The organism is Burkholderia sp. Bp8991 (genome assembly GCF_003853795.1).
Classification (GTDB): Bacteria; Pseudomonadota; Gammaproteobacteria; order Burkholderiales; family Burkholderiaceae; genus Burkholderia.
This window is the reverse complement of sequence record NZ_QTQJ01000007.1, coordinates 197,043-219,239: the sequence shown is the minus strand read 5'-3', so window position 1 is coordinate 219,239 and position 22,197 is coordinate 197,043. Positions and strand designations below refer to the sequence as shown.

Below are 22,197 nucleotides of genomic sequence, written 5' to 3'. Positions count from 1 at the left end.
TGCGCGGCGGCGCGCCGCTCACGTCACACCGTGCGCAGCTTCGACACGCGCCGGTTCTGCAGCATCACCAGGCGTTCCATGTACGCGAGATCCTTCGGCTCGATCGTGAACGCTGCGTGCACCCATTCCTCGGTGATGTCCATCAGCTCGGAACGCGTGAGATGGAACACGCGTTCGCGGGCGCGCAGCATCGCGCGGATGCCGTTCAGCTTCGGCTTCATCACGTCGATGAAGGTGCGTGTCGCGAGATATGCGTCGCCCGCGTCGAACGTCTGGTCGATCAGCCCGCGATCCTCGTACCACTCGGCAGCATGCGCCTCGCCGGACGAGATCAGCGCTTCCGCGAGCCCGCGGTCCGCCTTGCGCGCGACCAGCGAATAGCCGCCCATGCCCGGGAACAGGTTGAACGCGATCTCGGGGAAGCCGAGCTTCACGCCCTTCTGCGCGAGCATGTAGTGGTGCGCGAGGGCGGCCTCGAAGCCGCCGCCCAGCGCGCTGCCCTCGACCATCGCGATCGAGATCGCCCCGGTGCCGAAGCCCGTGTAGATCTTGTATACGCCGTCGATGCACGAGCGCGCGTAGGCCATCAGCTGGTCGCGGCGGCCGCTGCGGATCGCGTCGACGAAGAAGCTCAGGTCGCCGCCGACGTTGAACAGCTCGGGGACGAGCGAGCCCGTCACCCAGAAGTCGAACGGCAGGCCCGAGTCGCGTGCGACGCGCGCGAGATGGATGATGTCGGTGACGAGTTGCTGGTTGAAGCACGGCCGCGGCTCCGATCGCAGCATCATCCACATGACGTTGCGGCCTTCTTCGTAGAACGCGGTCAGTTGCGTGAGTTCGCCTGCTTCGTAAAACGGACGGCACGCCGGATGGGATTGGAGTTGCATGGTATGTCCTCGAGAGATGTGGTTTTTCAGAGACCGACGCGGCCGGCGACGTGGAAACCTGCCCCCGCACGGCGCCGGCCGCGAGGCACCGCCATTGTTGCGCGCGCACAAATGTCGAATTGCGGGGAACAACGCATGACGGGGGCGCGGGCGGGTATCGCGTCCGGCGCGAACCGTGCGGGTCATGCGGGTGATGCGAACGATGTGGTCGATGTGATCGCCCGGCGGGAGAACCGTGATGAGAGGTGGGCGGGATCGGGCCGGTGGTCGTCAGGGGCGGTGAAGGCAGCGAAGGCAGCGAAGGCGGTGAGGGCGGTGAGGGCGGCCGCGATGACGATGCCGTGCGCGATCCGCGCGATCCGCGCGATCCGCGCGATCCGCGCGATCGGCCGGCGGGCGGCGGGCGGTACGGGCACGCCGCTTCGGCCGACGCGCGGCGTGCCGGCCGCTTACGCGGTGAAAGCGACGCCGTGCCGCCGACCGCGTCTCATGGATTGTGCGGACTGGTGCAGCGGCCGGGCGTCGGCTAGCTTTAGAAGATGACGCCGCCGCGCCCGGCGTCCCGGGAGGGGACCGTGACCGCATTCCAGAAGATGTGGCAGCTGCTCGTCGGGAAGCCGCTGGACCCGCTCGATCCGCGCACGCGCCATGCGATCGCGGTGACGCCGTTGCTGGCCTGGGTCGGACTCGGCGCGGACGGCCTGTCGTCGTCGTGCTACGGCCCGGAGGAAGCGTTCCTCGCGCTCGCGCACCACACGCCGCTTGCGCTGTTCCTCGCCTGCGCCACCGCGGCGACCGTGTTCATCATCGCGCTCGGCTACAACCAGGTGATCGAGCTGTTCCCGACTGGCGGCGGCGGCTATCGCGTCGCGACCTCGCTGCTCGGGTCGAAGCCGGGGCTCGTGTCGGGCGCGGCGCTGCTGGTCGACTACGTGCTGACCGTCGCGACGTCGCTCGCGAGCGGTGTCGACGCGTTCTTCAGCCTGCTGCCGGTCAGTGCGCAGGCGTTCAAGCTCACGACCGAGATCGTGCTGATCCTGCTGATGACCGGGCTCAACTTCCGCGGGATGCGCGAATCGATCATGGTGCTGCTGCCGATCTTCATCGGCTTCGTCGTGCTGCATTTCGGGCTGATCGTGTACGGCGTCGCGGTGCACGGCAGCGCGCTGGCGACGATCGTGCCCGACGCGGTGCACGAGGCGCACGGGATGTCGCAATCGCTCGGCGTGTTCGTGATGCTCGCATTGCTGATGCGCGCGTTCTCGCTCGGCGGCGGCACCTATACGGGCCTCGAGGCCGTGTCGAACAACGTGAACATGCTCGCGGATCCGCGCGTGCCGAACGGCAAGGCGACGATGTGGTACATGTCGACGTCGCTCGCGTTCACGGCCGGCGGCATCATCCTGCTGTACATGCTGTGGCACGCACGGCCCGTCGAAGGCGAGACGCTCAACGCGGTCGTGTTCGGCAGCGTGATCGATCATCTCGGGCTCGGCTCCGCGTTCGCGCGCCACGCGCTGCTCGCGGCGGTGCTCGCGTTCGAGGCAGGGCTGCTGCTGGTCGGCGCGCAGACGGGTTTTCTCGACGGGCCGGCGGTGCTGTCGAACATGGCGTCGGACTCGTGGGTGCCGCGCCATTTCCGCGACCTGTCGACGCGCCTCGTGCGGCAGAACGGCATCATCGTCGTCGGCCTGTCGGGCCTGCTGATCCTGCTGTGGACGCACGGCAGCGTCGACGTGCTCGTCGTGCTGTACAGCATCAACGTGTTCCTCACGTTCAGCATGTCGCTGCTGGGGCTGTGCACGTACTGGTGGCGCCATCGCAGCGAGCGCGGCTGGTTCAAGCACTTCTTCCTGTCGGCGCTCGGGTTCAGCGTGACGTCGACGGTGCTCGTCATCACGCTGATCGAGAAGTTCACGGCCGGCGGCTGGCTCACGGTGCTCGTGACGAGCGCGGTGATCGCGCTGTGCGTCATGATCAACCGCCACTACGCGTACACGCGCGCGCAGCTCGCGAAGGAAGACGCGCTGTTCTCGGGGCCGCCGCCTGCAGTCGACGAGGCGATGGCGCCGGGCAAGCCCGACCCGTCGCAGCCGACCGCGGTGCTGCTGGTCGGCAAGCATCGCGGCGCGAGCATGCACGCGCTGCTGTGGGTGAACCGGCTGTTTCCCGGGCACTTTCGCAACGTGATCTTTCTCGCGGTGGGCGAGGTCGATGCGAAGGCGTACGACGGGCACGAGCATCTCGAGCGGCTGCGTCACACGATCACCGAAGCGCTCGACTATTACGTCGCGCACTGCCGCCGCAACGGCATCGCGGCCGACTACCGGATCGCGTTCGGCACGAACCCGGTCGTCGAATTCATGAACCTCGCGTCGTCGACGCTCGATGCCTATCCGAACGCGGTGTGCTTCGCGAGCAAGCTGATCTTCAGGCGCGTGAATTTCCTGACCGCGTGGCTGCACAACCAGACGCCCGTCGAGCTGCAGGCGCGGCTGCACGTCGAGGGGCGGCAGATGGTGTTGTTGCCGATGAACGTCGGGTAGCGATGCACGCGGGAGACGCCCGCGCACGCCTGGAAACGATTCAACATGACGTGGCGCGTCAGAACGTTCAGTATCCGAAAGCTATTGCCCGTTTTCCCGGAAAGATTTGATAAGATGCGCGCGCTTCGACGCCATCAACAGAACGACAAATCCTTTCCGAGGGGCTCAATGAAGAACGCAGCATCGTCCGTATTCCATGTCGCGCGCCGTGGCCGCAACGCACTGTTCGCCGCCGCGCTGCTGTCGCTTTCGTCGCTGGCGAGCGCTGGCGGCGACAAGCCGGGTGCGAAAGATCATCCGTTGCTCACGCGTTTCGCCGGCGCGACCATCACCGCATATTCGCAGACGCCGTTCGACGAGGCGTTCCTGCCGAACCAGCCGATCGACGACGAGAGGACCGCCAAGGGCCTGAATCTCGAAGGCAAGATCACGCGGATCTCGTACGCGATCGACGGCGGCCGGTCGACGCTGGAAGTCGAGCGCAACTATCTCGACGCGCTGCAGAAGGGCGGCTTCCAGATTCTGTTCCGCTGCACGGCGGAGCAGTGCGGAAAGAGCGGCGGCAACGACTTCCAGAGCGTCGTGATCAATTCCGGCCGGCTGCGGCAGGCGGGCGGCGGCGACGCGAACTTCGGCGACAAGCACCGCACGATCCTCGCGAAGCTGCCGCGAGCGTCCGGCGATGCGTATGTGTTCCTGCACATCATGGACAATTCGGCATCGAACAAGCGCACGCTCGTCTACGAGGAAGTCGTCGAAGTGAAGCCGATGCAGACCGGGCAAGTCAAGGTGCTCGATTCCGGTGCGCTGCAGAAGGGCCTCGCCGCGACGGGCAAGATCGCGCTGTACGGCATCTACTTCGACACCGACAAGGCGCAGGTGAAGCCCGAGTCGAAGCCGCAGCTCGACGAGATGGCGAAGCTGCTGACGGCGAACCAAACGCTGAAGGTGTACATCGTCGGCCATACCGACAATCAAGGGCAGTTCGCGCACAACGCCGACCTGTCGCAAAAGCGTGCGGAGGCCGTCGCGCAGGCACTGGCGACGACCTACAAGATCGCGCCGGCGCGGCTCGTCGCGAAGGGTGTCGGGTCGCTGTCGCCGGTTGCGTCCAACGGCGACGACGCAGGCCGCGCGCAGAACCGCCGCGTCGAACTCGTGCAGCAATAACGCACGCCGGACCGGGCGCACGCGCTGCGCGAACGAACAGGGCCGCGGCAACGCGACCGTGACGGGCGATGTGACGCCGACGCGCTACGACCTCAAGGGGCAATTGCGCGGGCAGCATGCACAGGCCGGCGCATACACGCTCGCGTGGACGTGGCGCGGCAAGCGCGGCGGCGATTGCCATTGAACGCAACGACGCTCGACGCGCAAGCAGCCGGACCGCGAGCGCCCTTCTGCGCCCGTTGATGTCCTCGAGAAACATGTGCCGCCATTCCGGGGCTGTACGCTTGAAGAGGCTCGACGTGCGCGGCGCGCTTTCCGCTTACGAATGGTGATGCGTATGCGAGCGTGCCGAGCGCTGCGACGAGCGGTGCAGCAGCCGGTCGCGCGTGCGGTCGCGGCTGCGCCGTTCCGCGAAGAACAGCACCGCGAACACGAGGACCGCGAGCATCAGGATGATCGCGACGATAGCGTTTTCCATGTCGCCTCCGGCAGGTAGGGCCGGTGCCGGTCGTTCCGACCCCGGGCCGCGAACGCGCACACGGCGCAGCAGAAACGGGGGGCAAGAACGAGGGCCAGGCCGCGTTCGCGTCAGCATCGGCATCGCTTCGATCAGCGCGATTCCGAGCCGCGCGCCGATCGCGGCGCCGACACGTTCAGGATGCCACCGTTCGAGATGCAGCGCACCGATCGGGATCACGCCCGGCAGCGCGAACGCGATCACGAGATAACCGGTTTCGAATTCGTGTCGATCGGCACGATGTCTCCATCCCCATGTCGGCGTGTCGAATTCACCCGATCGTCATGCGTTTCGGCGACCTCGCACGCGCGCGTTACGCGCCCAAATAATATGTCGCGACATGACATAAATGGCGATCGCGCAGCCAGCAGGGCGCGAAAGTGCGACAGTCTGCCGGCGTGACGCATGCGCGCTTCCTCGTGCGCCCGCTGCATGGCGGCGGGGGCCGCCGCCCCGTGGCTTGACGCTCGCGGGCACGTCACCCACACTGGGTTGAACGACGGGGCGCGGCGCGCGCCAATGCGTGCCCGTTGCGTCCCGACCTGAACACGAACGCGCGGAGAGCTTCGACGTGGTGCGTTTTCCGTTCCGATCGACCGGCAGGCCGCCGGGTCGCGCCGCAGCGCTCGCGGTTGCCGTGACCGCGATCGCGCTGGCGTTCGTGCGTCCCGCGTTCGCCGACGCGGGCGACGCCGCGCCCGTCACGCTCGTCAGCGACGTCCATGTATTCGTGATCCAGCACGACGGCTCGCTCGACGAGGACGACGATTCGACACTGCGCGCGAACGATGCGAACGGGATCGATGCGATCGCGCAGCGTTACGTGTGGTTCGACAAGAACCTCGAGAAGGTCGACCTGGTCGCGGCCGAGACGATCGATCGCGACGGCGTCGCGCATCCGGTCGGTCCGGAAGGCATCCGCGATGTGCAGGAGCCGCGCTCGGCCGGCGCGCCGACGTTCCAGGACGGGCTGCTGCGCACCGTCGTGTTTCCCGGCGTCGAAGCCGGATCGAGCACGCGCATCGCATTCCGCAAGTCGCGCACGAAGCCGGTCAACGCAGGTTACTTCGGCTACTACGTCGAACCGTCGCGTGAGCCGGTGGAGAACCAGCGGCTGATCTTCGACGTGCCGGCCGACATGCCGCTGCATGCGGACGCGCGCGGTTACGTCGCGCTGCCGCCGGTGACCGCGGACGGCCGCACGCGCTACGCATTCGAATACCGGCACGGCACGTACGACCGGATCGAGAACGGCTCGGTCGGCTATCCGACCTACGGCGACCGGCTCGTGGTGTCCACGCTGCCCGACTACGCGGCGTTCGCCGCGCGCTACCGCAACGCGGCCGTCGACCCGGGCGCAAACGATCCGGCCGTCGTGCAACTGGCGCGCGCGCTCACCGCCGGCACCGCCGATCCGCGCGATCGCGCGCGCGTCCTGTACGACTGGGTGCAGGCGAACGTGCGTTACGTCGCGCTTTTTCTCGGCGAGACGGCCGCCGCGCCGCACCGCGTGACCGACATCCTGCGCAACCGCTACGGCGACTGCAAGGACCACGTCGCGCTGTTCGGCGCGTTGCTCGCGGCGGCCGGCATCCGCAGCGAAGCGGTGCTGATCAATCTCGGCTCCGTGTACACGCTGCCGTCGGTGCCCGGTTACGGCGGCGGCGCGATCAATCACGCGATCACGTGGCTGCCCGATCTCGGCGTCTACGCGGACACCACGACGGCCGGCATCGCGTTCGGCTACCTGCCGCCGATCGTGATGGACCGGCCGGCGCTGCTCGTCGACACCGGCGTGCTGTCGCGCACGCCGGCCACGCAGCCGAAGCACCGCGCCGCGCGCGTGGAGATCGATGCCGCCCAACCGGGCGCCGCGCGGTTTCATGCGCGCGTCGAGGACGACGGCTGGACCGCGGAACTCGAACGCACGCTGTTTCGCCGGGCGGCGCCCGACCGCATCCGGCAGCTCGCGAACGAACGCCTGCGGCAAAGCGGGCTGCGCGGCCGCGCGCAGATCGCGACGAGCGATCGCCGTGCGACGGACGGGCCGTTCGACGTCACGTATGCCGGCACGCTCGATCACTTCGTGTGGCCGGACGGCACGACCGCCGTGCCCGCGCTGTCGAGTCTCACGGGCGGCATCGCGACGCAGGTCGAGGGCTGGCTGGCCGAGCCCGTGCGCACGCAGCCGTGGGCATGCATCGGCGGCACGTTCGACGAGACCGGCCAGGTCGCGCTGCCGGCCGACGTCGCGGTGACCGACCTGCCGGCCGATACGGCCGTGCACGACCGTTTCGTCGAGTTCACGTCGCATTACGTATTCGATGCGGCTGCGCACGTCGTGCAGGTCACGCGGAGGATGAAGGCCGAATTCGGCCGCCAGGTCTGCACGCCCGACGAGTTCACCGCGCTGCGCGCGTCGCTCGAACGCATCGAACGCGACACGCAGGCGCAGATCGTCGTGCGGGCCAGGCAACGTTGAAGGTCGGGCGCGGCGCACGCGGCGCCCGGTGCAATCGCGCGTGCGGCCGAAGCCGGCCGGCGCGCAGGAGAGGAACATGACGGAACGGGAACACGAGATCGCCGACCTGTCGAAGGAATTGCTGGGCCGGATCGTGCAGGGTGCGGTGACGAACGGCGCGCCGGTGGATGCGCAACAGTGTGCGGCGCTGGCCGTGAAGTGCGCGACGGCGCTGATTGACGCGCTCGACGCGCGCAGCGGCTGAACGGAATCGTCACGCGCGGCGGCCGATCGTGCGATGCCGGGGCGACCCGGCAGGCGTTCGCTGCGCCGTGCGTTGCGCGTGACGCGTTACACGTCACGCATCGGCGTGCGTGTCGCCTTCGGCACGCACCGCGCCCGGCGGCCTGCCGACCACGCGCTTGAACGCGCGGCTGAACGCGGCGAGCGACCCGTAGCCGAGCCGGTACGCCACCGCTTCGATCGTCTCGCCCTCGCGGGCGATCCACTGCGCGGCGAGCCGCATCCGCAACTCGGTCAGGTAACGCACCGGCGTCATCCCGGTGGCCGCGAGAAAGCGCTCGGCGAATACCGAGCGCGACACGCCCGCTTCGGCGGCCAGTTCCGCGACGCTCCAGTTGCGCCCCGGATCGCGATGCAGCGCGACGATCGCGCGGCCGAGCTTCGGCTCGCGCAACGCCTGCACCCAGCCCGTCGCGTCGCCGCATCCGCACTCGACCCAGCCGCGCACGATGAACGCGGCGACCACGTCCGCGAGCCGCGCGAGGATGCCCGCGAAACCCGCGCGCGCGGCGCACGATTCGCGCTCCATCGCGTCGAGCATCGGGCGGATTTCCGGGTAGCGCGCGAGCAGCGTGCCGACGTGCATGAATGCCGGCATCGTCCCGACGAGCGGCTGCATGCCGCCGAGATCGAGCTCCATGCACGCGCTGAAGATCAGCGCATCGCCGGCGGCCGGCTCCGTCGCGGCGCACGTCGTCGCGCCCACCGACGCGACCGTGTCGCAGATCTTCGCGGCCGCGAAGCCGCCGATCTCGCGGCACGGCGCGTCCGGATCGGACACCAGCGCATGCGTGCGGCCGTGCGGCAGCAGGATCGCGTCGCCGGCCTCGAGCCGCACCGTCGTGCCGTCCGCGTCGCGCAGCAGCACGGGCCCGCGCCCGACGAAATGGAACTGCGCGCGGCCCGGCGCATGGCCGAAGCTCAGCCCGAACGGCCGCGGCACCTGGATCCGGCGGTACTGCACGCCGCTCAGGCGCATCCCCAGCAGCAACTCGCTGACGAGGTCGTGTACGTCGGGCACGGGGGGAAGCAAGGGCTCGGACATCGCGAGATTCGGACGATCGATCAACAAGAACGGATTGTATGTCATAGACCGTCCTGCCGCTGTTCCTTACGATACGCCCTCATCAGTACTTTCCCTAACCGACACGGAACCCCGCATGAATCCCGGAATCTCCTCGGCCGCCTCGACGGCGGCCCCCCGCGAACCGGCCTGGGGCGCGGTGTTCGCGATGACGCTCGGCGTGTTCGGGCTCGTCACCGCCGAATTCCTGCCGGCGAGCCTGCTGACGCCGATGGCCGACAGCCTCGGCGTGACCGAAGGCGTGGCCGGGCAGGCCGTCACGGCCACCGCGACGGTCGCGCTCGTCACGAGCCTGCTGATCTCGGCGCTGACGCGCACGATCGACCGCCGGCGCGTGCTGCTCGCGTTCTCGGTGCTGCTCGTCGCGTCGAATCTCGCGGTCGCGTTCGCGCCCGGCCTGACGACGCTGCTGATCGGCCGCGTCGTGCTCGGCGTCGCGCTCGGCGGCTTCTGGACGATGGCGACGGCCACCGCGATGCGGCTCGTGCCGACCGCGATGGTGCCGCGTGCGCTGTCGATCATCTTCAGCGGCGTGGCGGTCGCGACGATCGCGTCCGCGCCGATGGGCAGTTATTTCGGGCACCTGATCGGCTGGCGCAACGTGTTCCTGATCGCGGCCGGGCTCGGCGCGCTCGCGTTCGTGTCGCAGGTCATGACGCTGCCGTCGATGCCGCCGAGCGGCACCACGCGGCTGCGCACGCTCGTCGACGTGCTGCGCCGGCCGACCGTCGGCCTCGGGATGTTCGCGACGATCCTCGTGTTCACCGGGCATTTCGCGTTCTTCACGTACCTGCGGCCGTTCCTCGAGCAGGTGGCCGGTGTCGGCGTGAACGGGCTGTCGGCGATCCTGCTCGGCTACGGGATCGCGAACTTCGTCGGCACGTCGCTCGCCGGGCGCGTGCTCGAGCACCGGCTGCGGCCGATGCTGATCGGGATGCCCGCGCTGATGGTCGTGCTCGGCGTCGCGCTCGTCGCGCTCGGCCGCGCGCCGATGATCGACGCGGTGCTCGTCGCGTTGTGGGGGATGGCGTTCGGCGGCGTGCCGGTCGCGTGGTCGACGTGGGTCACGCGCACCGTGCCCGACGAAGCCGAGAGCGCGGGCGGGCTGATCGTCGCGGCGATCCAGCTCGCGATCGCGACGGGCGCGGCGGCCGGCGGCGTCGTGTTCGACGCGAACGGCGCGGGCGGCGTATTCCTGGGCGCGGCCGCGGTGCTGGCCGTCGCGGTCGCGACGATCGTGACCGGCGTGCCGAAGCGGGTCGGCGTGGCGCCGGCGCTGGCCGACTGACGGATTGCGGCACGCCGATGCGCGCGATCGCGCATCGGCTAGTGGCGCGGCGAGGTCGCGCACTAGCCGGCCCGAGTTATGCGGCGTGGCGTTGCCGAGTCGGTCGCGTCCGGCGGATAGCGGGACAGGACGCCGCCTGGGCGATGTGCGCCGCCGGCATGGCGGCGCGACGCCCGAAGCGTGCTTTCGGCATCTGCTCGCTGTCGACGAAACCGCCGGAAACCTACGCGCTGCGGCTCGCGACCGTCCTCGACGGCGCGCTCAGCAGCGGGCAGGCACTGCATGCGCACGGGCCCGTGCACTTCCTGCAGGAATGCGCGCAACTGCTGATGCCGAAGAAGGGCCGGAAGTGAATGACGTGACGCGCCGCTTCAGCCGCGCGTAGCCGGATCCTCCGACAGCGCGCGCAACTGGCCGCGCAACACATCGACTGCTTCCGGCGCGAACGGCCGTTCGATCTCGGTATGGGTCTGCTGCCAGAGCGGGAACGCTTCGGCCAGCAACTGATGACCGGCCGGCGTGAGTTCGAGCAGGCGGCTGCGCTTGTCGTCCGGATCCACCGTGATCGTGAGCAGCCCGCGCCGCTCGAGCGGCTTGAGCGCGGCGGTCAGCGTGGTGCGATCCATCGCGAGCAATGACGCGACCGATTTCATCGCGGCCGGCTGCGGCCGGTTCAGCGACATCAGCAGCGAGAACTGGCCGTTGGTGAGATCCAGCGGACGCAGCACATCGTCGAAGATGCGCGCGAGATTGCGCGCCGCGCGCTGCATGTGCAGGCACAGGCAGCAATCGCGCACCATCAGCGTCGTTTCGAAAGGGAGCTTTTCTTTGCGTGCCATGTTGCAATTGTGTTGATATCAACCTACTGTGTCAAGGGCGAGGTGCGGCAGCCCGCCGTGCCCGCCATCGGACGGAGGAAGCATGAGTGCTCAACAGCAGTTGTATCTCGCGGTATTCCTCGGCAGCAAGGATAGCCCGGGCATGAAGGCGTGGATGGCGTTGCCGGAGGACGAGCGGCGCACGCGGGAGCGCGAAGGGATCGCCGCGTGGCATGCGTGGGTCGAGCGGCATCGCGACGCGATCGTCGAGCCCGGCGGGCCGCTCGGCAAGACCAAGACGATCGGCAAGGGCGGCGTGACGGACACCGCCAATGCGATGAGCGGCTTCACGGTCGTGCGTGCCGCATCGCACGACGCGGCCGCCGCGCTATTCGAGGGCCATCCGCATTTCACGCTGTTCCCGGGCGATGCGATCGACGTGATGCCGGTGCTCCCGGTACCCGGCATGTGAGCGGCGACAGGCGCTGCATGCGCGGGCGAAGCGGCCGAAGTGATCGAAGCGTTCGAAGCATTCACATCATTCGAAGCACTCGAAGCACTCGAAGCATTCGAAGCGGCCGATTGGCCGTCGCCTGCGCGCGGCGATTTTTCCCGACATTATCGATGGAGACATTGCGATGAAGCTTTACGGATTCGCCGGCACGCGCACGCAACGCGCGCTCTGGGGGCTCAAGGAACTGGACGCGGATTTCGAGTTCGTGTCGGTCAACCTGCTAAAAGGCGAGCACAAGCGGCCCGAATTCCTGCGCCTCAATCCGGCCGGCAAGGTGCCCGTGCTGGTGGACGGCGACCTCGTGATTCCCGAGTCGGCCGCGATCGTGCTGTATCTCGCGGACAAGTACCCGGAGAAGGCGCTGCTGCCCGTCGATCTCGCTTTGCGCGCGCAGGCCTATCGATGGGTCATGTTCGCGGTGACGGAGCTTGAACAGCCGCTGTGGCGGATTACGCGCCATTCGTTCCTCTATCCGCCGGAAAAGCGCTCGCCGGCCGATATCGAGCTGGCACGCGAGGATTTCGCGACGATGGCCGCGATCCTCGACAGGCATCTCGAAGGGCGCGAATTCATCGTCGGCGACACGCTGACGGTGGCCGATTGCGTGACGGTCTACCTGATCGACTGGGCGAGCGAATGCCACCTGATCGAACCGTTCCCGCAATTGCGTGCGTACCTCGAGCGGCTTTATGCGCGGCCGAAGGCGCCGCAACGGATCGCGGACGCACGCAAGGCGGCGTGAAGCGGCGGTCGGTCATGTCGACGGGCGTGATCGACCGCGGCCGCGCGATCTTGCGGGCTTGCGGTTACGACACCGCGTCAGGCGCACCCAGCGCGCGACACAGCACCGACAAGTCACGAACGGTCAGATGCGGCGACGGGGCACGATGCGCAGCATGCTCCGCTTGCGCCCCTGCGTGACGCACGACCCACGCTGCCTGAAGCCCCGCATTCAACGCGCCGACGATATCGAGGTGAAAGTCGTCGCCGACGTGCAGCAGCTCCGCCGCCGGCACGCCGAGCGTCGCGGCGGCCGCATGGAAGATTTCCGGCTCGGGCTTCGCGAACCCGAACGCACGCGCGCTGAGCGTTTCACGGAAGAACTCGCCGCCGCCGGTCAGTTGAAGGTCCGCATTGCCGTTCGTCACCGCGATCAGCGGAAACCGCGCGCTCAGCCACGCGAGCGCCGGCAATGCATCGTCGAAGAACTCGACCTGGTTTCGCGCCGAATAGAACACGTCGTAGGCGCGGTCGGTCAGTGAGACGTCTTCGTTCGCGCGCTGCAACGCCAGCCGGATCGATCCGATGCGCAACGCGCGATAGTCGCCGACGAGATCCGGCCGCGAGCGTTCGTATTCATCGCGCAGTTGGGCCAGCGTCTGCGACGTCGGCAGCACGCTCGCGGTATCGGGTGCGTGCGCGATCAGCCACGCATGCAGCGACGCCTCGGCCCGTGCGACGGAAGGGCCGAACGGCCATAGCGTGTCGTCGAGATCGAACGAGATGGCGGAAACTTTGGATAGACGCATGGCGATGGAAGATATCACGCCGTTGCCGTTCACCACGGCCACGGGATCGAGCGTCCCGTGCCGCGCTCGACGGCCTGCCGATACAGGAAGCGCGCCACGGTCAGGTCCTGCAGCGCGAGCCCCGTCATGTCGAATACGGTGATCTCGCCCGGCGAGCGATCGACCGGCACGGTCCCGGCGAGCACGTCGCCGATTTCGGTGCGCGGCAGATCGGGCGCCCATTGGCACTCGCCGATGCCGCGCGCCTGCTCGTGATCGTCCACGAAAATGCGCGCGCGCTGCAGCACGCCTTCGGGAAGCTCGCGCTTGCCCGCGGTGTCCGCGCCGACGCAGGTCAGGTGGGTGCCGGGCTGAACCGCGTCCGCATCGAACAGCGGGCCGCCGCCCGGCGTGGCCGTGATGACCACGTCGCCGCCGGCCACCGCATCGTTTCGGTCGCGTGCGACGCGGATGTCGCAGCGTTCGCGGAATGCCGATTCGAACACCGCGTCCGCTTCGCCGCGCGCGTTCACGTACTGCACCGTGCACCGTTGCGGCAGCAGCGTGAGCGCATGGTCGAGCTGGACGCGCGCCTGCACACCGGTGCCGAACACGCAGATGCGCGTACTGTCGCGGCGGGCCAGCGCCTGCAGGCCCAGGCCGCCGGCCGCGCCGGTCCGGGCGGTGGTGATCGCGTTGCCATCCATGATGCAGAGCGGGCGGCCGGTTGCCGGATCGAACAGCGCGATCGTCGCCTGGTGCGGCTCGCCGCCCAGGCTGCGATTACCGGGCCAGAATCCGGCCGCCTTGCAGCCGAGCAGATCCTGGCTCGCGACGTCGCCCGACTTGATGCCGAACACGCCGCCGGTATTCAGCTTCTCGCGCACGACCGGGAACACGCGCCCCGCGCGTTGGCTGTGCAGCACGAAGGCTTCGCGGACCGCCGCCATCACGTGTTCGGCTTGAAGGGCCGGTTCGACGACATCCCGGTCGAGAAGAAGGAGGTGGGCGTGTGTCGGCATGGTGGGGGAGCCTGTCGGATGCAATGTGAAACGCGGTTTTATAGTTTGTATAGAATTGGACAAATAGTCAATGTCGGGAGGGCGGTCAGTCGGTCGCGCGCGGCGGCCGGTTGCGTCGCCGGACGTCGGCGTATCAGTTCGCCGCACCGGCGAACGCCACCGCGCCGCCTCTGCTTACCACCCATAGAAGCGCGGCCAGCTCTGCACGATGCCGTCGTCGCCCAGCGCGTGGTATTCCGGATGTTGCGCGCCGGTCGCGCACGCGTGGTTCGGCAGAATCCGCAAACGGGTCCCGATCGGAAACCGCTTCGCGATATCCGTGTCCGGCGTCCCGATGCGGGACACGATGCCGTGCTCCTGATTGGCCGCGCTCATCACGTACTCGCCGAGCACGTCACCGTCTTCGCTACACACCTGCCCGTAGCCGAAATCCCGCGCCTGCCGCTGCGTGCCGCGATCGCGGCTCATCGCCATCCAGCCCGCGTCGACGATGGCCCAGCCTTTTTCTTCCTGGTGCCCGATGACGGTGGTCAGCACCGACAGCGCGATGTCGGACAGCGCGCACACGCCGACGTTGTGCATCACGAGGTCGAACAGCACGTACACGCCCGCGCGGACTTCGGTCACGCCGTCGAGACGCTCCGCGGACAGCGCGGTCGGCGTCGAACCGATGCTGACGACCGGGCAGGGCAGCCCGGCGGCCCTGAGGCGCTCCGCGGCGTGCACGGTCCGGCTGCGCTCCTGTTCGGCGATCGCGACCAGCGCGTCGCGGGTGTCGTATTCGTAGCTGGAGCCGGCGTGCGCGAGCACGCCGCCGAGCGTCATGCCGCCGTCGACCAGCGCGCGGCCGACGTCGATCAGCAGGTCGTCGGGGGCGATCCCCGAGCGATGGCCGTCGACATCGACCTCGATCCAGACTTCGAAGCGCTCGCCGTGCTCGCGCCCGAACGCTGCGATCGCATTCGCGGCCTGCAGGCTGTCGGCGACGATCTTCAGGTCGCAGCCATGCCGGCGCAACGCGAGCGCCTGGCCGAGCTTCGCGGGAATCATGCCGACCGCGTAGACGATGTCGCGCACGCCGCCCGCGAAGAACTGCTCGGCTTCCTTCAGCGTCGATACCGTGATGCCTTGCGCGCCGGCCGCAACCTGCGCGTCGACGACGTGCTGGCACTTGGTCGTCTTCACGTGCGGCCGGAACCTGACGCCGAGCGCGTCCAGACGCGCCTGCATGCGCGCGATGTTGTTACGCATGCGGCCGACGTCGATCAATGCGGCGGGGGTGCTGAGAAGGAGGGGAATGCCCATGATGCGTTGCCTCGGTGGATTGCCGACAGCGAACACAGTAGGGCGTTTGGCGCGCAGCGTGTTTAACGCATGCCAAATCGAGCCTTAAGCAGCATTTAATCCCGGGACCGTGCTCATGCCTTGCCGCGCCACGGCGGCGGAGCGAGGAATTGCGTCGCGGCTTCGAGGAAAACCCGCTGCCGCGCGGAGCGGCCCGTGCGTGACGGCAGCAGCGCGGTCACGGGCGCGGGCGGCAAATGCCAGTCGGGCAGCAGCCTGACCAGCTTGCCGTTCGCCAGCAGCGGCGCGACGTCCCACTCGGAGCGCTCGACGATGCCGAGCCCGGCCAGTGCCCAGTCGGTAATGACGGTGCCGTCGTTCGACGACAGCGCGCCCGTGACGCGAATCACCGCCGATCGTCTGGATTCGCCCTTGCCGTCGCCGGCTTGCGAGAAGCGCCAGCGCGGCACGTCCTCGTCGTTCTCGCGCAGGCACAGGCAGTCGTAGCGCGCGAGGTCGGACGGATGGTCCAGTTGCTTGATGCGCCGCGCGTAACCGGGGCTCGCGCACAGGAAGCGCTCGTTGGGCGCGAGCGGATAGCCGATCCACGACGACGACTTCAGGCTGCCGACATGGATGACCACGTCGGCCCCCGACGCGCTGGTCAGCGGACTCTCCGACAGGTGCAGCGAGATTTCGAGCTTCGGATGCGCGCGTTGCACGTCGCGCACGATCCGCGCGACGTACTTGCGTCCGAAGCCGAACGGCGCGACGACGCGCAGCGTGCCCTGCACGTCGCCGCGATCGCCCGCGATGTTGCCCGGCAGCGCGTCCACGCGCTCGAGAATCTCCACGGCTTCCTGATAAAGCCGCTGACCTTCGTCGGTCAACTCGATCCCTTTCGGCTGCCGCACGGCGAGCCGGACGTCCAGCCGCGCCTCCATCCGCTGCAGGCGGATCGTGACCGCGGGCGGGGTGAGGTCGAGCAGGCGCGCGGCGGATGCCAATGAACGCGACGCGCCGATCGCGCGCACGAGTCGAAGGTCGTCGAGGTCGAGCATTGCGTGTCCTTTAATGCTGGCGTTGCCGGGCATTAAACATCACATTGCATGAAGCATGTAGCGCTACGCCGCCGCGGTCCCCATGCGGGGGCATGCGTTTCACGTCGCGCACCCGAATTCGCGCGATTTTCGGGTGAAGGCGGTACGCCGCCGCAAGCCGCGCTGACGCGCCGCAACATCGCGGCCGACACCCGGCCGACACCCGATAGCCGGCAGTCCGATGTAATCCGGCGCCGCGCAAAACCCGCGCGCCGTTGTGTTCTGTCCCCCAACTTCTGCCCGGTTCGCCCGCCACAGGGCAAAATACGGGTTTTCCGCACCCGAGAGGGCGCGCCCGAATCACGCGCCGGGCGGCGGCAGTGCGCATTCGCACGCCGCCGCCGGGCGCCCAGGCAAGCTGCTCGCCGTGTCGCGAGCCCACAGGAGTCCAGACCCCATGCCCGAATCCAACCTGTCCTTCTTCGGCCGGCTGTCGCTGGCCGTCGGCACGTTCTTCTCCGTGATCGGCAACCGCGAGTTCGCGGCCGGCGTGCTGCGCGTGCGCGACGGCGCCCCGGCACCGGTCGCGCCGGCGCCGGTTGCGCCGGCCCCCGCGGCGGCCCCGGCGCCCGCGCCCGTGAAGGCGCCGGCCCCCGAGCTGCGCGAAGCGAGCCCGCAAGCCGCGCTGCAACTGCTGGGCCTGCTGCAGCGCGATGCGCGCTTCATCGACTTCGTCGAGGAAGACATCGCCGGCTACGCGGACGCCGACATCGGCGCCGCCGCACGCCTCGTGCACGACGGCTGCCGCGCCGCGCTGCGCGAGCATTTCACGATCGTGCCGGTGCGCGACGAAGCCGAAGGCAGCCGCGTGACGCTGCCGGCCGGCTTCGACGCGACGGCCGTGCGCGTGACGGGCAACGTGGTCGGCGCCGCGCCGTTCACGGGCACGGTCAGCCACCGCGGCTGGCGCGTGGCCGACGTGCGCCTGCCGAAGCTGACCGGCAGCCACGACGCCTCGGTGGTCGCACCGGCGGAGGTGGAACTGTGAACGATCCGCGCTATTCGATCGGTATCGACCTCGGTACGACCCACTGCGCGCTGTCGTACGTCGACAGCGCCGCGAGCGACGGCGAAACGATCACGCAGCAGGTGCTGCCGATCGCGCAGCTGACCGCGCCCGGCGCGCTGGAGTCGCGCGACCTGCTGCCGTCGTTCCTCTATCTTCCGCATGAAAGCGAGCTGACGCAGGGCGACCTGACGCTGCCGTGGACGGCCTCGCGCGCATTCGCGGTCGGCGAGATGGCGCGCACGCGTGGCGCCGGCACGCCGATTCGCCTCGTGTCGAGCGCGAAGAGCTGGCTGTGCCACCCGGGCGTCGATCGCCGCGCGGCGATCCTGCCGAGCGATGCGCCGCCCGAAGTGGCGCGCGTGTCGCCGCTGGAAAGCTCGATCCGCTACCTGACGCACCTGCGCGAAGCGTGGGACCACGCGCATCCCGACGCGCCGTTCGCCGACCAGGATGTGACGGTCACGATTCCCGCGTCGTTCGATCCGGCCGCGCGCGAGCTGACGGCCGAGGCCGCACGCGCCGCCGGCTATTCGCGGATGACGTTGCTCGAGGAGCCGCAGGCCGCGCTCTACAGCTGGATCCAGAAGAGCGAAGGCGGCTGGCGCAAGCAGGTGCAGGTCGGCGACCTGATCCTGTGCGTGGACGTCGGCGGCGGCACCACCGACCTGTCGCTGATCGCGGTGGTCGAGCGCGACGGCAATCTCGAACTGCATCGCGTGGCGGTCGGCGAGCACATCCTGCTCGGCGGCGACAACATGGACCTCGCGCTCGCGCACGTGGTCGCGCGCAAGCTCGCGCAGCAGGGCACGCAAGCCGATCCGTGGCAATTGCGCGCGCTGACCTACGCGTGCCGCTCGGCGAAGGAAACGCTGCTGTCCGACCCGACGACCGACGCGGTGCCGCTCGTCGTGCCGAGCCGCGGCTCGAAGCTGATCGGCGGCTCGATCCGCACGGAACTGACGCGCGCGGAACTCACGCAGACGATTCTCGAAGGTTTCTTCCCGCAAGTCGACGCGGCCGCGCGCCCGGTGAGCCGCGCGCGCGTCGGCCTGACGCAGCTCGGCCTGCCGTATGCGCAGGACGCGGGCATCACGCGCCACCTCGCGGCGTTCCTCGGCCGCCAGGTCGCGGCGCTCGACGCGCTCGAAGGCGTGCAGCGCACGCTGCCGCAAGGTGCGACGTTCCTGCATCCGACCGCGGTGCTGTTCAACGGCGGCGTGTTCAAGTCGCCGCTGCTCACGCAGCGCGTGCTCGATACGCTCAATAGCTGGCTCGCCGCCGAAGGCGCGCCGGCCGCGCGCCTGCTCGAAGGCGCGGACCTCGATCTGGCGGTCGCGCGCGGCGCGGCGTATTACGGCTACGTGAAGCGCGGCCGCGGCGTGCGCATTCGCGGCGGCACGGCGCGTGCGTACTACGTCGCGATCGAGTCGGCGATGCCCGCGGTGCCGGGGCTGGAGCCGCCGGTGCAGGCGCTCTGCGTCGCGCCGTTCGGGATGGAGGAAGGCTCGGATGCGGCGTTGCCGCCGCAGGAGTTCGGCCTCGTCGTCGGCGAGCCGGTGCAGTTCCGCTTCTTCGGGTCGTCGGTGCGTCGCCAGGACCAGGTCGGCACGCTGCTCGACTACTGGTCGCCTGAAGAGCTGCAGGAACTCGAGGAAATCCAGGCCACGCTGCCCGCCGAAGGGCGCACGGTCGGCGAAGTCGTGCCGGTGAAGCTGCATGCGCGCGTGACCGAAGCCGGCACGCTCGAACTCGAGGCGATCCCGAGCGGCACGAACGAGCGCTGGAAGGTCGAGTTCGACGTGCGCGGCGCCGCCTGAGCGCGATGAAGCGCTATACGGTCGGCATCGACCTCGGCACGAGCAACACGGTCGTCGCATACGTCGAGGCCGGCTCCGACGCGATCCGCGTGTTCGACGTCGAGCAGCTGGTCGGCCCCGGCGCGGTGGCCGCGCAGCCGCTGCTGCCGTCGGTGCGTTATCACCCGGCGGCGGGTGAACTGCCGCCGGACGCGCTGCGGTTGCCGTGGGCGGCCGATTCGAAGGCCGGCGCGAAGGCTGATCCGAAGGCCAACGCGAATGCGGCCGGCGCACCGCCGGCCGTGATCGGCCGGTATGCGCGCACGCTCGGCGCGCAAGTGCCGGGGCGGCTCGTCACCAGCGCGAAGAGCTGGCTGTCGCACGCATCGGTCGACCGGCTTGCGGCGATCCTGCCGTGGGGCGCGGCCGACGGCGTCGACAAGGTGTCGCCGGTCGACGCGAGCGCGAGCTATCTCGCGCACGTGCGGGCCGCGTGGGATGCGCGTTTTCCCGATGCGCCGCTCGCGAAGCAGGACGTCATTCTGACGGTGCCGGCGTCGTTCGACGACGGCGCCCGCGCGTTGACGGTCGAGGCGGCCAAACGCGCGAAACTGCCGGCGCTGCGCTTGCTGGAAGAACCGCAGGCCGCGTTCTACGACTGGTTGTACGGCCAGCGCGCGACGTTGCGCGACACCTTCGCCGCGCCGCGCCGCGTGCTGATTTGCGATGTCGGCGGCGGCACGACCGACCTCACGCTGGTCGACGTCGCGCCGGGAGACGATGGCGAACCGGCCTTCACGCGCGTCGGCGTCGGCAATCACCTGATGCTCGGCGGCGACAACATGGACCTCGCGCTCGCGCGCCTGGTCGAGACGCGGCTGACCGAGCCCGGCACGCGGCTGTCGGCCGCGAGCCTGTCGCAACTCGTCGAACGCTGTCGCGCGGCGAAGGAGCGGCTGCTCGGCGACGACGCGCCGGCCTCCGTCACCGTGACGCTGCTCGGCGCGGGCAGCAAGCTCGTCGGCGGCGCGCGCTCGGCCGAGCTGACGCGTCAGGAAGTCGAGCAGATCGTCGTCGACGGCTTCTTTCCGCAGGTCGAGGCCGGCGAGCTGCCGCGCCGCGCGCGGGCCGCGATCGTCGAATTCGGCTTGCCGTATGCGAGCGACCCGGCCGTCACGCGCCACGTCGCCGCGTTCCTGAATCGTCATGCGGAAGGCCCGCTGCCCGACACGCTGCTGCTCAACGGCGGCGTGTTCCGCGCGGGTGCGCTGGCCGGCCGTCTCGCGCAGACGCTCGGCGCGTGGCGCGGCGCGCCGCTCGACGTGCTGCACAACGCGCATCCGGACGTGGCGGTCGCGCGCGGCGCGGTGGCTTATGGCCTGGCGCGGGCGGGGCATGCGCCGCGCATCGGCGGCGGTTCCGCGCGCAGTTATTTCCTCGTGCTCGACGATGGCGAGGGCGCCACGGCGGCGCGCGGTGTCTGCCTGCTGCCGCGCGGTGCCGAGGAGGGCCGCGAGATCCGGCTCGAGGAACGCACGTTCGCGCTGCAGCTCGGGCAGCCGGTGCGTTTCCACCTCGCGTCGACGGTCGCCGACACCGCGTACCAGCCGGGCGATCTGGTCGAGCTGGACGGCGGCGACTTCGTGCGGCTGCCGCCGATCGCGACGGTCGTCGACGCGAAGGCCGGTAGCGATGCGCGCGAAACGCCGGTGAAACTCACCGCGTCGCTGACCGAGGTCGGCACGCTCGAAATGCATTGCATCGCGACCGACGATGCAGCGCGCCGCTGGCGGCTCGAATTCCAGTTGCGCGGCGATGCGCCCGCGCAAGGCGACGATGCCGCGTTCGCGCGCCATCCGCGCGTCGATCACGCGATCGAGCTGATCGACCGCTCGTTCGGCAGCAAGGCCGCGGATGTCACGCCGAAGGACACGCGACGGTTGCGCGCGCAACTTGAACAGGTGCTCGGCCCGCGCGACGAGTGGGACGTCGCGCTCGCGCGCGAGCTGTTCGACGCGTTGCTTGCGCGCGCGCGTCGCCGGCGGCGCTCGGCCGATCACGAACGCGCGTGGCTGAACCTCGCCGGCTATTGCCTGCGCCCGGGCTTCGGCCATCCGCTCGATGCGTGGCGCATCGAGCAGCTGTGGCCGCTGTTCGACGACGGGATCCAGTACGTGAACGACGCGCAGGTGTGGTCCGAGTGGTGGACGTTGTGGCGGCGCGTGGCCGGCGGCCTCGACGACGACGCGCAGACGCAGGTGCGCGATGCGATCGCGTTCCTCGAACCGTCCGACGACAAGCGCCGCAAGCTGCCGTTCGACCCGGCCAAGGTCGGCCCGGCCGACATGACGCGCCTGTCCGCGTCGCTCGAACGACTGCCGGTCGAGCGCAAGGTGGAACTGGCCGAGCGGTTGATCGTGCAATTGCAGAAGCCGGCCGAGCGCACGCTGTGCGCGTGGGCGCTCGGGCGGATCGGTGCGCGCCGGCCGTTCTACGGCAGCGCGCACAGCGTGGTGCCGGCCGACGTCGCGAACCGCTGGCTCGACGCGCTGTTCGCGCTGGACTGGAAGCAGGTCGAACCCGCGGCGTTCGCGGTCGCGCAGATCGCGCGGATGACGGGCGACCGCGAACGCGATTTGCCGGATGAAACGCGCGAGGCGGTGATCAAGCGTCTGTCTTCCGCGAATGTGTCGGCCGCGTGGATCGACATGGTGCGCGAGGCGATTGCGTTCGATGAAGCCGACACCGCACGTGTGTTCGGCGAAACGTTGCCGGCCGGGTTGAAGCTGCTGGCGGGGTGATGAACGGGCGGGACGATGCTTCGATCTGATTCGCAGATCGAAGCATCGTCCGGCGACGCCATCGGGCTATTCGCGCAGGATGTCCGCTC

The 22,197-nt window shown here is 69.3% G+C and carries 21 protein-coding genes; 12 read left to right on the top strand and 9 right to left on the bottom strand.

What is annotated here, in order from left to right; translation table 11 throughout:
- Positions 1-23: 23 nt before the first annotated feature.
- Together DIE02_RS10820 and DIE02_RS10815 are read right to left on the bottom strand one after the other, a co-directional pair.
- Positions 24-887: a crotonase/enoyl-CoA hydratase family protein gene (locus DIE02_RS10820; RefSeq protein ID WP_124528954.1), complete on the bottom strand. Its 864-nt coding sequence runs from the start codon at positions 885-887 to the stop codon at positions 24-26.
- A 182-nt stretch (positions 888-1,069) separates the two neighbouring features.
- Complete coding sequence (locus DIE02_RS10815) at positions 1,070-1,303, bottom strand: hypothetical protein (RefSeq protein WP_124528952.1); 234 nt, start codon at positions 1,301-1,303, stop codon at positions 1,070-1,072.
- A gap of 159 nt (positions 1,304-1,462) precedes the next feature.
- On the opposite strand from DIE02_RS10815, the gene DIE02_RS10810 reads away from it, so the two are divergent.
- The 3 genes from DIE02_RS10810 (at position 1,463) to DIE02_RS35960 (ending at position 4,787) form a co-directional block, all read left to right on the top strand.
- Positions 1,463-3,433 carry an APC family permease gene (locus DIE02_RS10810; protein WP_124528950.1) on the top strand — a complete coding sequence of 657 codons (1,971 nt, stop codon included), beginning with the start codon at positions 1,463-1,465 and terminating at the stop codon, positions 3,431-3,433.
- A 168-nt stretch (positions 3,434-3,601) separates the two neighbouring features.
- Positions 3,602-4,603 carry an OmpA family protein gene (locus DIE02_RS10805; protein WP_124487708.1) on the top strand — a complete coding sequence of 334 codons (1,002 nt, stop codon included), beginning with the start codon at positions 3,602-3,604 and terminating at the stop codon, positions 4,601-4,603.
- Between the two features lie 58 nt (positions 4,604-4,661).
- Entirely contained in the window at positions 4,662-4,787 is a 126-nt protein-coding gene (locus tag DIE02_RS35960; protein ID WP_260427322.1) for a hypothetical protein, read from the top strand.
- Positions 4,788-4,922: 135 nt separating this feature from the next.
- On the opposite strand, the gene DIE02_RS10795 is transcribed toward DIE02_RS35960, so the two are convergent.
- A complete protein-coding gene (locus DIE02_RS10795; protein WP_124487706.1) occupies positions 4,923-5,324 on the bottom strand; it encodes a hypothetical protein in 402 nt (133 codons plus the stop codon).
- A gap of 367 nt (positions 5,325-5,691) precedes the next feature.
- Between DIE02_RS10795 and DIE02_RS10790 the strand changes: the two genes are divergently transcribed.
- Complete coding sequence (locus DIE02_RS10790; protein WP_124487705.1) at positions 5,692-7,602, top strand: DUF3857 and transglutaminase domain-containing protein; 1,911 nt, start codon at positions 5,692-5,694, stop codon at positions 7,600-7,602.
- 76 nt (positions 7,603-7,678) lie between these two features.
- Complete coding sequence (locus DIE02_RS35475; RefSeq protein WP_185640969.1) at positions 7,679-7,846, top strand: hypothetical protein; 168 nt, start codon at positions 7,679-7,681, stop codon at positions 7,844-7,846.
- Positions 7,847-7,939: 93 nt separating this feature from the next.
- Here DIE02_RS35475 and DIE02_RS10785 read toward each other — a convergent pair whose 3' ends face one another.
- Positions 7,940-8,974, bottom strand: a complete 1,035-nt coding sequence (locus DIE02_RS10785; protein ID WP_124487704.1) for an AraC family transcriptional regulator — start codon at positions 8,972-8,974, stop codon at positions 7,940-7,942.
- A 70-nt stretch (positions 8,975-9,044) separates the two neighbouring features.
- Here DIE02_RS10785 and DIE02_RS10780 point away from each other — a divergent pair, with 70 nt between their 5' ends.
- Both DIE02_RS10780 and DIE02_RS10775 read left to right on the top strand, forming a co-directional pair.
- On the top strand, positions 9,045-10,256 hold the full coding sequence (locus tag DIE02_RS10780; protein WP_124487703.1) for an MFS transporter: 1,212 nt from the start codon (positions 9,045-9,047) through the stop codon (positions 10,254-10,256).
- 158 nt (positions 10,257-10,414) lie between these two features.
- The gene (locus DIE02_RS10775) at positions 10,415-10,609 is read left to right on the top strand and encodes a hypothetical protein (RefSeq protein WP_260427321.1); all 195 of its coding nucleotides are present in this window, start codon (positions 10,415-10,417) and stop codon (positions 10,607-10,609) included.
- A gap of 18 nt (positions 10,610-10,627) precedes the next feature.
- Here DIE02_RS10775 and DIE02_RS10770 read toward each other — a convergent pair whose 3' ends face one another.
- Positions 10,628-11,095, bottom strand: coding sequence for a MarR family winged helix-turn-helix transcriptional regulator (locus DIE02_RS10770; protein ID WP_124487702.1), 468 nt, complete (start codon positions 11,093-11,095; stop codon positions 10,628-10,630).
- A gap of 82 nt (positions 11,096-11,177) precedes the next feature.
- Between DIE02_RS10770 and DIE02_RS10765 the strand changes: the two genes are divergently transcribed.
- Together DIE02_RS10765 and DIE02_RS10760 are read left to right on the top strand one after the other, a co-directional pair.
- Positions 11,178-11,546 carry a hypothetical protein gene (locus DIE02_RS10765; RefSeq protein ID WP_124487701.1) on the top strand — a complete coding sequence of 123 codons (369 nt, stop codon included), beginning with the start codon at positions 11,178-11,180 and terminating at the stop codon, positions 11,544-11,546.
- A 166-nt stretch (positions 11,547-11,712) separates the two neighbouring features.
- On the top strand, positions 11,713-12,330 hold the full coding sequence (locus DIE02_RS10760; RefSeq protein ID WP_124487700.1) for a glutathione S-transferase family protein: 618 nt from the start codon (positions 11,713-11,715) through the stop codon (positions 12,328-12,330).
- A gap of 64 nt (positions 12,331-12,394) precedes the next feature.
- On the opposite strand, the gene DIE02_RS10755 is transcribed toward DIE02_RS10760, so the two are convergent.
- The 4 genes from DIE02_RS10755 to DIE02_RS10740 form a co-directional block, all read right to left on the bottom strand.
- Complete coding sequence (locus DIE02_RS10755) at positions 12,395-13,117, bottom strand: HAD family hydrolase (protein WP_124487699.1); 723 nt, start codon at positions 13,115-13,117, stop codon at positions 12,395-12,397.
- Between the two features lie 29 nt (positions 13,118-13,146).
- A complete protein-coding gene (locus tag DIE02_RS10750) occupies positions 13,147-14,118 on the bottom strand; it encodes an ornithine cyclodeaminase family protein (RefSeq protein WP_124487698.1) in 972 nt (323 codons plus the stop codon).
- A 174-nt stretch (positions 14,119-14,292) separates the two neighbouring features.
- Positions 14,293-15,423: a DSD1 family PLP-dependent enzyme gene (locus tag DIE02_RS10745; RefSeq protein ID WP_124487697.1), complete on the bottom strand. Its 1,131-nt coding sequence runs from the start codon at positions 15,421-15,423 to the stop codon at positions 14,293-14,295.
- Positions 15,424-15,536: 113 nt separating this feature from the next.
- The gene (locus tag DIE02_RS10740) at positions 15,537-16,463 is read right to left on the bottom strand and encodes a LysR family transcriptional regulator (RefSeq protein ID WP_124487696.1); all 927 of its coding nucleotides are present in this window, start codon (positions 16,461-16,463) and stop codon (positions 15,537-15,539) included.
- Between the two features lie 436 nt (positions 16,464-16,899).
- Between DIE02_RS10740 and DIE02_RS10735 the strand changes: the two genes are divergently transcribed.
- Genes DIE02_RS10735 through DIE02_RS10725 form a run of 3 tightly spaced genes read left to right on the top strand, consistent with a single transcriptional unit; the run spans position 16,900 to position 22,108 of the window.
- Complete coding sequence (locus DIE02_RS10735; protein WP_124521975.1) at positions 16,900-17,490, top strand: DUF2760 domain-containing protein; 591 nt, start codon at positions 16,900-16,902, stop codon at positions 17,488-17,490.
- On the top strand, positions 17,487-19,328 hold the full coding sequence (locus tag DIE02_RS10730) for an Hsp70 family protein (RefSeq protein ID WP_044845390.1): 1,842 nt from the start codon (positions 17,487-17,489) through the stop codon (positions 19,326-19,328). Before DIE02_RS10735 ends, DIE02_RS10730 begins: the two co-directional genes overlap by 4 nt.
- 5 nt (positions 19,329-19,333) lie before the next feature.
- A complete protein-coding gene (locus DIE02_RS10725; protein WP_124487693.1) occupies positions 19,334-22,108 on the top strand; it encodes an Hsp70 family protein in 2,775 nt (924 codons plus the stop codon).
- Positions 22,109-22,197 lie beyond the last annotated feature (89 nt).